Below are 12,085 nucleotides of genomic sequence, written 5' to 3' on the forward strand. Positions count from 1 at the left end.
AACTGTTCTTTCGCTTTAAAATCCTGATGCGAATTCGAATCATCTCGACTGATACCGTACACGGCATAACCTAACTTTTGGAAATCTCCGATATGGCGCTGGAAATTTTGTGCTTCAAGAGTACAACCGGGTGTTTTGTCTTTGGGATAAAAGTACAAAATCACTTTTTGTCCTTTGAGGCTGTCTTTTGTTACCGTTTGCCCATTATCGGCAAGTGCCGTAAACGCAGGAGCCTGTGCACCAACTTCTAAATTTGCCATGATTTCACCCCAATTAATGTATAGTTACGGAACAAGTTTATTATAAACAAGTGATATAAGCGTGTCAAAGTTTCGTTTATCTGGCATTAACACGACCACGATAAATAAAACCGCGCGCCGCGTCCACCGTTACCCGTTCCCCGGTCAGCAAGCGTGTCAACGCCTGTTTTACTCCCACTACCGTCGGTTTTTTCCATTCCAGTCCGATCACGGCGGAGGGACAGGTCAAGCCTTCTTCCACCGCAATAATCGCACCGGCCTGCTGCACATACGGCACGATCTTTTCATCCATCGTGTCGACAACTAAAATATCGCCCGGCTGAAATACGGGAATATTTTGCGGCTTCGCCAAAACTATTTTTCCAGTAGCGGATCCGTTACCGACGCCCATTCCTTTCAAAAGAACCTGTCCTGCCACATGAACGCGAATCATGTTTGTGGTGCCCTCTTTGCCGGACGGAACACCGGCAGTGATAACAACCAGGTCACCATCATCAATGACACCGGCACGCATGGCGGCAGCAACCGTCATATTGACCATCCTGTCTGTATCTTCTGTGGATTCGCCGATAACCGGTGTGACACCCCAGTAAAGAGCTGCGCGACGCAATGAACACAAATGCGGAGAAACCATAACAAGCGGACAGTCCGGACGATATTTGGAAACCATAAGCGCCGTACGTCCCGATTCACTGGCTGTTAAAATAGCTTTCGCATGTAAATTTTGTGAAATCGTTACCGTAGACTGACTGATGGCTTCTGTGGTCACCGCCGCTTCGTCGGGCAACGGCCGCGGACGTTGTTGGTACAGCGAACTGCGTTCTGTATACTGTGCCACTTTGAACATAGTCTCCACTGCTGTCACCGGATACTTACCGTTTGCCGTTTCACCACTGAGCATAATCGCATCGGTACCATCCAAAATCGCATTCGCAATGTCGCTTGTCTCCGCACGAGTCGGACGCGGATTAACAATCATCGATTCCAACATTTGGGTGGCCGTAATGACCGGCTTACCCAATCGGTTACAAAGAGAAATCATTTCTTTTTGCAGCAGCGGTACACGTTCCGGCGGAATCTCCACACCCAAGTCGCCGCGTGCCACCATCATGCCGTCCGCCTGCTGCATAATCGACTCGACATTGCGCAAGCCTTCTTCATTTTCAATTTTGGCAATAACGCGAATATGGCGGCCGCCCGCTTGTTCGAGAAATCGTTTAATCTCAACAATGTCGTCCGCGCGTTGGATAAACGATGCTGCCACATAGTCAACGTCTTTTGCGACGCCAAACAGCAGATCCTCTTTATCGACCTCGGAAAGTGCCGGCAGCAGCACGGGCAGTGAAGGGCACGCTACCCGTTTCCGATCGCTGATAACTCCGGTGTTTTCCACCACCGTTGTTATTTTACCGGATTCAACGTTAGTAACCAGCAAACGAACCAATCCGTCCGCCAGCAGGATAGACTGCCCCGGACGTGTTTGCCTCCATAATTCCGGATAGGAAACAGTCGCCTGATGTTCATCGCCGAGAACGGTTTCACTTAGCAGGCTAAAAGACGTACCCTGTACGAGTTTGGTTGCGCCTTCAGCAAAAAAACCAAGCCGCATTTCCGGTCCTTTGGTGTCCAACATCAAAGCGATCGGTGTTTTTAATTTCTCCGACGCTGCTTTAACAGCGTCCATACGCCGCCCCTGCTCTTCATGTGTACCGTGCGAAAAATTGAACCGTGCCACATTCATACCGGCCGCAATCATACGCTCCAGTACCCCCGGTGCGTCAGTGCCGGGTCCTACGGTACAAACGATCTTGGTACGTTTGGACATCACCGAATCCATGTCAGTCCTCCTCGAGTTGCGCCAACATTTCTTCTAAAACAATATGGACATCACCGACGATACCATAATCGGCGCGCTGGAAAATCGGGGCCTGCGGATCTTTATTGATCGCAACCACCATATCCGCGCCGCTGATTCCGGCAAGGTGCTGAATCGCGCCGGAAATACCGAAGGCGAAATAAATTTTTGGGCCGACATTTTTACCCGTTTGGCCGACCTGATGAATGGACGGTTCCCAACCGGCATCAACGGCCGCACGCGAAGCCGCGACCGTGCCATCTAATTTCCGAGCCAGCGTATGAAGCTTGCGAAACGCTTCCGCCGATCCCATGCCTCGCCCGCCGCTGATAATAATCTCCGCATCTTCGAGATTGACCTCTTCCTGCGGTACCTGCTCATAATTCGTACGACGTGTGCGAATAGTACCTTCGGGAATTTCTATCGCCCGCTTCTCAACATGTCCTTTACGAGAGGAGTCCGGTACCGGTTTCGGAAATACGTTCGGTCGCACCGTCCCCATTTGCGGTCGATGTTTTGGGCAAATAATATCCGCTAAAATATTACCTCCCAGCGCAGGACGCGTCCATGTCAACGAACGCGTTTCGGCGTCCATCTTAATATCGGTGCAGTCGGCCACGACACCGCATTGCAGTCGCGCCGAAAGGCGCGGCGCCAGATCGCGCCCGTTGTGTGTGGCTCCGATTAAAATCGCAGCGGGTTGGACTTCACGGCACAGCCGCTCGAGTGCATAAGTGTATCCCTCTGTCGAATATTCTTTTAATTCACTCGCCGTCAGATAATGCACCACGTCTGCACCGACTGCGATGAGATCTTGCGCCAAGTCTTCTACATTTTCCCCAATGAGCACGGCATGAACTTTTTCCCCGCTCGCTTCCGCCAATTCGTGCGCTTTGCCGATCAGTTCCATGGTGACCGGTCGCAACTTTCCTTCAAAATGCTCCGCGACAACATAAAGGTGACGTGCTTGTTCGTTCATTGGGCACCTCCTTGGCGCTGGAAACCGCGCTTTTTGAGTTTTGCGAGCAAAGCCTGCACCGCTTGTTGCTCGGGCAAATCAGCAAAAATTTCACCATGGCTGTGACCTTGCGGCGTATACACACGACGCACCTGCGTCGGCGAACCGGCCATGCCGATTCGTTCCGGTTCAACAGGCAGATCCGCCGCCGTGAGCGTTTTTATTTCCGCCGTGCGTGCTGCAATCAGCCCGCGGAGTGACGGATAGCGCGGTGTATTCAGATGTTTAGTAGTCGTCACCAATACCGGCAATTCTACTTCTATCGTCTCGTAGCCGTCCTCGTGCTCGCGTACGATTTGTGCCGTGGTTCCTTTCAGAGTAAAAGCTACGGCTCCGCTGACTTGCGGCCAATCAAGCATTTCCGCAATTTGCGCCCCCACTTGCGCCGTATCTCCATCAATGGCCTGTTTCCCGCAAAAAATTAAGTCAAAAGTACCGAGCGTACGAATCGCTGTCGCCAGCGTATACGCCGTCGCCAACGTATCCGCCCCGCCGAATGCTCGATCACTGATTAAATACGCATGGTCACAACCCTTGGCTAAACACTCTTTCAGCACTTCCTTTGCTTGCGGCGGTCCCATTGTAATGACCGTGACGGTCGCGCCACAACTGTCTTTTAACGCGAGCGCCTCTTCCACTGCGTGCTCATCAAAAGGATTCAAAATATTCGGCACGCCGGCTCGTTGCAAGCGATTTGTTTTAGGATCCAGCTTGACCTGCGACGTATCCGGTACCTGCTTTACACACACTAAAATCTGCATTTAAGCCTCCTTTATTCCAACCTTGGTGTTTCCCAAAAGAGCTTGCAATTGCGTAATGACTTCACGACTGCCATCAATATAGTACGCTTCATTCATGGGTACCGTCAGACCGGTTCGTTCCACAATTAACGTAACCGGTATCGTTCCGTGATGCGTCGTTAAAATGGTTGCCAACGCTTGGCTCACCGAAACACCTTCATGCGCCGCATCAATGTGCAAATCAATTGCCTTAGGCACCCTATCGTCCGCAAGTGGCACTTCAGAGACCGGTGCGTTCGAGGTGGCGGTCGTTGACTGCGCTTCACCAAGTAGCGTGGCGGGCCTCATCGTATCCCATTCCGGCACCACGACAGTTTGATTGGCGACCAGTTCCAGCGGATACACCGCCTGCGCAATAATTTTTGTTTCGCGCTCATTGGCTTGCGTCCGACCTTCGATCAAAACAGAGGCATCCACCGCGAACAACGCTGAGACGTCTTCCCAAAGATTAGGGAAAACCACGACTTCGATATTCGCACCGAAGTCTTCCACCGTGGCAAAGCCCATTTGCTCATTGCGCTTCGTCAAAAGTCGGCGTAAAGCCGTTACTGTGCCGCCAATCCATACTTTTCGCTGATCATATGTCTCACCGTTTTCGCGTAATTCATAAATGGGTGTTGCCTTGCGTAAAATTTCTTCATACGGAGAAAGAGGATGGCCGCTCACGTAAAAACCGAGCGTTTCCTTTTCTCCGGCTAAACGCGTCGCAAGATCCCAGGCAGGTACATTCGGATAGGTCAGTGTCGGTGTAGCTAACGGAATGTCATCAAACAATCCGGTTTGCAATGAATTGGCATTTTCCCGCTCTGTTGTGCCGATCCGAATCGCCTCCGGTACCGCTTCATAAATTTGAGCGCGATGAATTCCTTCCGCATCTGCCAAATGATCCATAGCGCCGGCACGAACCAGGGATTCGGCAGCGCGCTTGTTGACTGCTACATGCTCGGCCAACTCAATCAGTGACCGGAAACCGACCGGTGTGTCCCCCTTTGCCTGTTCTTCTTGCAAAATATTTTCGCGCGCTTTGACAATCGCTTCCGCCAGACCGTCGCCCACATTTTTGACCGCGGAAAGGCCGAAGCGAATCGCTTCTTTTTCCACCGTAAAATCGACCGCACTTTGATTAATGTCCGGCCCCAAAACACGAATACCGTGCAGACGGCAGTCGGCAATATAATGGCTTAATTTATCACTGTTTTCTTTATAACTCGACATCATCGCCGCCATAAATTCCGGCCGATAATGTGCCTTCAAATAAGCTGTTTGCCAGGCAATCAATCCATAGCAGGCGGAGTGTGATTTATTAAAACCGTAACCCGCAAAATACACCATCTGATCGAAAACATGATTAGCGATCATGGTAGGGATGCCTTTTTGTTCCGCCCCTGCTAAAAATTTATCGCGCTGCGCCATCAAGACGTCTTCTTTCTTTTTGCCCATGGCACGACGCAGCAAGTCCGCCTCACCGAGAGTAAAGCCGCCAAGGACAGACGAAATTTGCATCACCTGTTCTTGATATAAGATAACGCCGAACGTTTCTTTTAAAATCGGTTCCAATAACGGATGCAGATATTCCACCTGCGCATCGCCGTGACGACGGCGAATAAAATCTTCCGCCATCCCGCTACCGAGCGGTCCCGGACGATACAGTGCTACCATCGGAATCAAATCGGCAAACCCTTCCGGTCGTAATTGTTTTAAAAGTGCCGTAAATCCGGATGATTCCGATTGAAATACGCCGACGGTATCGCCCTCGCAAAGCATCGCGCAGGTTTCGGGATCGGTTTCGGGTAAATGATCCACATCCACGATGATACCTCGATTATTTCGGATCAATTCAACGGTTTCCTGGATCACAGTCAAGTTACGTAAACCCAAAAGATCCATTTTCAACAAGCCGAGCTCTTCTACGGTATCTTTTTCATATTGCGTCTGCAAATAATCATCTGCAGACTTTTGCAACGGTACGTGTTCGGCAACGGGATCCTTACTGATCACAATCCCTGCCGCGTGCGTTCCGGCATGACGGCTCAATCCTTCCAATGCCAACGCATAATCGATAAGCTGATGAATTTGCGGCTCACTGTCATAAGCTGTCCGAAATTCCTTCACGCTTTCCAACGTATCTGCAAGCGTCACGCCCGGTCCGCCGGGTATCATCTTCGCGATACGATCCACATCGGGGTAAGGCAAATTCATGACACGCCCGACATCACGCACAACCGCTTTGGCCGCCATCGTGCCGAACGTGATGATTTGTGCGACATGCTCGGAGCCGTATTTGCGCGCCAAGTAGTCGATGACATCCGCACGACCTTTATATCCGATATCGGTATCAATATCCGGCATACTGATACGCTCCGGATTTAAAAAGCGTTCAAACAGCAGCCCGTGTACCAACGGATCGAGATTGGTAATGCCCAATAAGTAAGCAACGATACTGCCCGCTGCCGAGCCGCGCCCCGGCCCTACCGCAATATCCTGCGATCGCGCATAGGCGATAAAATCCATGACAATCAAAAAGTAGTCACTGAAACCCATGCTTTCAATGATTCCAAGTTCATACTCCAACCGTTCTCTGACTTCATTACTGATGACGTCGTAACGCGTTGGCAGTGCTTCTTCACACAATTTGCGCAAATAGGTTTGCGCGGTAAATCCTTCCGGCACCTGAAACGCGGGCAAGTGATGCTCACCGAATACAAAATCGACTTGGCAACGCTCCGCGATAGCCACCGTATTGCTGAGGGCTTCGGGAACATCGGAAAAAAGCGCCGCCATCTCGTCGCCGGACTTACAATAGTACTCGTCATTGGCAAACTTGAAGGTCTGATTATCTAACGTTTGTCCGGTGGAAATACACAGGCGCACGTTTTGGGCACCGGCATCTTCCCGTTGAATATAGTGGAAATCATTGGTCGCCACTACACCGACACCGTATTCACGTGCCAATGCAATTAGTGATTCACGTACCGCTTTTTCTTCCGGTAATCCGTGATCCTGTAATTCAATAAAATAATTTTCACGACCGAATGTTTGAATATACCATTCGATGATTTCCCGTGCCTTTGCTTCGTCGCCGGCCAGCAATGCTTGCGGCAACTCACCGTTAATGCATGCGGACAGCGCAATCAAGCCGTCCGCATATTGTGCAATCGCTGCGCGGTTCACACGCGGTTTACGCCAATACCCGACCGTGTTGGCTATCGTATCGAGCTTTGACAGATTACGATAGCCCTCATTGGTTTCCGCTAACAAAATCAGATGACGTAGCTTCTCTTTGCCGCCTAAATCCTGCGCGCCGAGCTCCCGCTCGGTCACATATACTTCACACCCGATGATCGGCTTGATCCCCTGCTTTAACGCTTCTTTATACAGATAGACTGAACCGTACATAACGCCATGGTCGGTGATGGCCAGCGCCTCCTGACCAAGTTCTTTGACGTAAGCGACCAAGTCTTTGATGCGACTGATCCCATCAAACAAACTGTACTCCGTGTGCGTATGCAGATGTACAAAAGGTGTCATGGTCGCCTCCTCTCCTATACCGGTCACACCATCAATGTCCGCGGTACACATTGATCATGTCCCGCCGTACCGATAAATTCACGTAGAATTGAATTCGACGGTACCATCGCCGGATTCAATGGTTGAAAAATACTTAAAAACTCCAATAAACGATGCGCTTCATTGGCTACCGGTGAAGTGTTCGGAATCGCCTTTAAAAGCGGCTCTGCCAATACCTTAAGTACCGGGAGTTCATACAACAGCGCCGTATTAAAAATAATATCCGCTTCTTCCTGGAAAGGAAAAACATAGGATTCTTCGCCAAATCGTACATTACGCCAAATTTTCAGCGTCTCTTCCGCGCTGTGCGCACGAAACTGATTGTCACGGACCATACGACGCAATAAACGTGTATCCGTAGTGGAAATGCGATTGTGATCGCTGATGGTCAACTGCGTCAATGCGCCCAGGTAAAGATGTAGCCGCTGGTACGCAGGAACGGCACGCGAAACGCTCGGATTCAACGCATGCAGACCTTCCAAAATAATTGGCTGATTGGGAGGCAAGGTAGTTTCTTGCTCCGCAAAATATTGCTTACCGTGCACGAAGTCATAGCGGGAAAGTTTTACGGGCTCACCCGCTAAAAGAGCCGTCAGCTGCCGTTCTAAAAGCGTCGTATCCAACGCATCAACGGATTCATGATCGATTTCGTCATTTCCTGTCCGCGGACGATCGTCTAAACTATAAAAATAATCGTCTAGAGAAATCATCACCGGTTGAATACCGTTAACCTGCATTTGTACCATCAGGCGCCGCATCGTGGTCGTTTTCCCCGCCGAAGACGGCCCGGCGATAGTGATTAAGCCAATACCGGGGCGACTGGCAGCGACGCGGTCGGCAATTTGCGCCAACTGCTTTTCATGCCGCGCTTCCGCCATGGCAATAATATCTTTGATGCGACCGTCGGCAATCGCGCGATTTAAATCCACTACATAGCGACAACCCACCTGTTCGCTCCAGCTCGTCGCTTCAAAAAAGACGCGTGAAAACTCACGCAATTCCACATACTCAGGCAAAGTGTGCGCCGAATAAATACTGGGAAAACGCAATAAAAATCCAGGCGCGTAATGGACGATATCAAACACATTTACCCGATTCATACCCTGCAATAGCGGGCCGAAGTAAAAATCAACATAATCGCCGCAACGGTAGAGATAAATCCGTTCCGGACACAGTTCCTGCAAACGTTCTACTGCGCGCAAACGCCCCACTTTTCGACAATAGGCGATCGCTTCCTCTTTACTTTCCGTCTGTTTAATGATCGGTCGACCTTCCTGCACAATTTCATGCATCCGATCTTCAATCTTTTGTATTTGCGAAAGCGTCGTCGGTCGATTCTGAATGATCTGCCCGTACAAAGCTCGTCCGAGGGAATGTTCAATCTGCACTCTGGCATCCGGATACAATTCACGAACAGCCATAGACATCAGCATAATCAAAGTCCGCTGATATGCACGATTGCCAACAGCGGATTGCAATGTCTCGAAACTGATGACGGCGTTATTTTCCAAAGCAGTCGTAAAATCGAGCGTCTGCCCGTCCACCAATGCGAATACTGCGTCCGGAGCCGTTTCCTTAACGCTTTCCCAGACCGTCCCCACGGTGGTGCCTTCAGGTACTTTCAAAGTTTGCCCCTGATATTGTAGTGTAAGCATTTTTACCTCCCGTCATTCGTTTCGCTTGTTTACCGTTATTATAACACGCAAACTTTTAGCCAATGCATGCGCGTAATGGATTAGCTTTATTGTAAACTATTATATTTTGATTTGTTGACTATTTGCATAATCTTCGTTATAATATCTCACGTAAAGGAGATCTGCATGCACTCATTGTATAAAACAGCTTGCCGTTTGGAAACCGGTCTTACCGCGGAGGTTGTTATCGGTCGCTTGCGTCTGATGCTGACGCCGGCCACTTCTCATGCCGAGGTTCGCACGCGCCGTAACGCCGCTACCGTCACGGTCAGCGATACAACAGGTACGCTCGTGATGACCTTGCTTGCCGGTGCACCGCATCCGCACGAGGAGCACACGGAGGCGATTCCGCAAAACGCTTCGCCTTGGCGCTCGTTTAGCGCCGATGAAGTACATGCGTTTGTCGACGCTATGGATGATACCAATCCGATCCATCAGGGAAATTGTCCGGTGGTGCCGGGATATCAGATGTTGACCGCCTGGCTTCAGGATCACCGCGCTGTAGTTTCCTGCGACATGCGTTTCCATCATGCCGTAAAAAGCAATACTCTTATTTATTTAATAACCGACGGCACGATGGTACAAGCGTATACAGCATTCGGACTTGCCTTTACACTATCATTTAAAAAAGGAGTTGCAAAATGAGTTCTTTAACAGCACGTGATTTAACTAAAATGGCCTTGCTGGTCGCGCTTCTGTTTGTAGCCGCCTTTATTGCCATCCCCTTACCGTTTACCCCCGCCATGATTACCATGACAACCTTGGTCTTTAACTTGACCGCTTTTTTATTGCCGCCGAAACAAACTTTGATTGTGTGCGTCGTTTATACTTTGTGCGGTGCGGCTGGATTGCCCGTCTTCACCGGCGGTGTTGGCGGTTTAGGTAAGGTATTTGGTCCGACCGGCGGTTTTATTTTTGCATTTATAGTTGCCTATCCTTTAGTCAGCATGTTCAAAGGTAAGGTGCGTTCGTTCTGGCACTACGTGGCGGCAGGCGTCTTCATCGGTATTCCGATTACCTATATCGGCGGTGTGCTCGGCATGATGATCGTACTGCATATGAGTCTCTGGCCGGCCATCGTAGCAGGTGCTTTGCCGTTTATTCCGGGCGATATTTTAAAAACCATTGTCGCCGCTTTCATTGCCTTAAAGATTCGAGTGTAATATGCGCGAAGTTTATCTTGTCGACTGCCGCCGGACGCCGATTGGCGTTTCCGGCGGCAGTCTTCGTTATACACCCCCGGAAAAATTGGCAGCGGCCGTAATGACAAAGCTGTGGAATGATGCCAATCGCCCGCATGTCGATGCGATTATCGGCGGCAATGCGGTCGGCACCGGCGGAAACCTCACGCGACTCGGCGCGCTTTACAGCGAACTGCCTGAAAGCATACCCGCGTGGACGCTCGATATGCAATGCGCCTCCGCTTTGACCGCCATCAGTACCGGATATGCGCAAATTGCTGCGGGTATTCATGAGATCATTATTGCCGGCGGTATGGAGAGCGCGTCGTTACAACCCCTTCGCACTTATGCACCGAATGATGAACGCCAAGGTTCTTACAAGACGGCGCAATTTTCTCCCGGTGAAATCGCTGCCGACGCGATGCTTCGCGGTGCCGAGCGAGCAGTACAAACGCTCGGCGCGACACGCGAAGAACTGGACGAGTTGGCATTGCAAAGCCACCAACGAGCATTGGCCAATGCCAAAACAAATACGTTAAAGGATTGGCTCGTATCGGTGCCCGAATTGGCGAGCGATGAATGTTTACGACCGCGCATGCGTTTGCAACTTCTGCAGCGTTTACCGTTGCTCTTAGGTCCGGGTACACACATTACAGCCGGCAATGCCTGCCTGATTCATGACGGGGCTGCGTTTGCCATGCTCGCCGGTCAAGAAGCAATTGAACGGTACTGCTTACGACCGCTTGCCAAAATCATTGCGGTCGCGCAAGGCGCCAGTGATCCTTTACTGTCTCCGCTCGGTGTAAAACACGTCAGTACATTAGCGTTGCAAGCGGCTCATTTGCAAATGGACGATATGGATACAATCGAATGGAATGAGGCGTTTGCAATCATCGATTATCTCTTTACGCGTTCGTATCCGCAACTTGTCGATCGGTATAATCCGCTCGGCGGCGCGTTGGCCTACGGTCATCCGTACGGTGCCTCGGGGGCCATCATCTTGACCCACTTGCTGGCCCGCCTGCATACTATCAAAGGTCGTTACGGACTGTGTGCCATCGCCGGCGCCGGCGGCACAGGTTGCGCCATAATCGTGGAGCGTTGCCATGAGTAATTTTATTCACCGCCTCCGCCACTGGGCTAAAGCATGTCCGGAAAAAATAGCGCTGCAAGTCGATGAAAAAAGGTATACTTATGCCGAATTGCTTCATGAAATCGACGCGCTTGCCGCAAATTTACCGTTTCCGTCCGGCAGCGGCGTCCTTATTCAAGAAACGGATCCCGCGCAACAATGGTTGCTTTTTCTAGCGTCACGCAAAGCCGGTTTACGACCGGTCCTTTGCCATCCCGATTTGCCGGCGGAAGATGTGCTAAATATTGCCGAGTCAAATGGTCTCTGCCTTTTCGACGGTACCATCGGCCCATCTGACGTGACAAAAATTCCGGCCGCGGCGGAATTCGGTATTCTGTCGTCCGGCAGTACGGGGCTGCCCAAACTTATTTGGCGGGAAGAACACAGCTGGACAGACTATTTCCCCATTCAAAATAAAATTTTTGGAATTAATGAAAAATCCCGCTTATTTTTCCATGGCTCATTCAGCTTTACCGGGAATTTCAACTCGTTTGTCTGTGTGTTTTGGGCCGGCGGGTTTGCCCGTACGATTTCCGCGTATGTACCGCGCCGCTGGTGGCACATTCTCCAAGAGGAAT

General features: G+C 50.6%; 10 protein-coding genes. 4 read left to right on the forward strand and 6 right to left on the reverse strand.

Annotated elements, in window-relative coordinates; translation table 11 throughout:
• The 6 genes from RDN69_RS04485 to RDN69_RS04510 all read right to left on the reverse strand — a co-directional run.
• The coding region (locus RDN69_RS04485) for a peroxiredoxin (RefSeq protein WP_288218291.1) at positions 1 to 260 on the reverse strand (260 nt) is incomplete at its 3' end.
• A 76-nt stretch (positions 261 to 336) separates the two neighbouring features.
• Positions 337 to 2,097, reverse strand: coding sequence for a pyruvate kinase (gene pyk, locus RDN69_RS04490; protein WP_273260788.1), 1,761 nt, complete (start codon positions 2,095 to 2,097; stop codon positions 337 to 339).
• 1 nt (position 2,098) lies between these two features.
• Positions 2,099 to 3,094, reverse strand: coding sequence for an electron transfer flavoprotein subunit alpha/FixB family protein (locus RDN69_RS04495; protein ID WP_024049267.1), 996 nt, complete (start codon positions 3,092 to 3,094; stop codon positions 2,099 to 2,101).
• Positions 3,091 to 3,894 (reverse strand): electron transfer flavoprotein subunit beta/FixA family protein, encoded by an 804-nt coding sequence (locus RDN69_RS04500; protein WP_024049268.1) that lies wholly within the window; start codon positions 3,892 to 3,894, stop codon positions 3,091 to 3,093. The genes RDN69_RS04495 and RDN69_RS04500 overlap by 4 nt, the downstream gene beginning before the upstream one ends.
• Positions 3,895 to 7,461 carry a DNA polymerase III subunit alpha gene (locus RDN69_RS04505; RefSeq protein ID WP_273260784.1) on the reverse strand — a complete coding sequence of 1,189 codons (3,567 nt, stop codon included), beginning with the start codon at positions 7,459 to 7,461 and terminating at the stop codon, positions 3,895 to 3,897.
• A 23-nt stretch (positions 7,462 to 7,484) separates the two neighbouring features.
• Positions 7,485 to 9,155: a nucleoside kinase gene (locus RDN69_RS04510; protein ID WP_273260782.1), complete on the reverse strand. Its 1,671-nt coding sequence runs from the start codon at positions 9,153 to 9,155 to the stop codon at positions 7,485 to 7,487.
• A gap of 165 nt (positions 9,156 to 9,320) precedes the next feature.
• Between RDN69_RS04510 and RDN69_RS04515 the strand changes: the two genes are divergently transcribed.
• From RDN69_RS04515 to RDN69_RS04530, 4 genes are all read left to right on the forward strand, one after another.
• Positions 9,321 to 9,839: a hypothetical protein gene (locus RDN69_RS04515; protein WP_273260780.1), complete on the forward strand. Its 519-nt coding sequence runs from the start codon at positions 9,321 to 9,323 to the stop codon at positions 9,837 to 9,839.
• Entirely contained in the window at positions 9,836 to 10,357 is a 522-nt protein-coding gene (locus RDN69_RS04520) for a biotin transporter BioY (RefSeq protein ID WP_024049272.1), read from the forward strand. The genes RDN69_RS04515 and RDN69_RS04520 overlap by 4 nt, the downstream gene beginning before the upstream one ends.
• 1 nt (position 10,358) lies before the next feature.
• Positions 10,359 to 11,489, forward strand: coding sequence for a thiolase family protein (locus tag RDN69_RS04525; protein WP_024049273.1), 1,131 nt, complete (start codon positions 10,359 to 10,361; stop codon positions 11,487 to 11,489).
• On the forward strand, positions 11,482 to 12,085 hold a 604-nt coding region (locus RDN69_RS04530; RefSeq protein ID WP_353867021.1), incomplete at its 3' end, for an AMP-binding protein. The genes RDN69_RS04525 and RDN69_RS04530, both read left to right, overlap by 8 nt.

It is taken from the genome of uncultured Negativicoccus sp., assembly GCF_902480485.1.
Classification (GTDB): Bacteria; Bacillota; Negativicutes; order Veillonellales; family Negativicoccaceae; genus Negativicoccus; species Negativicoccus succinicivorans.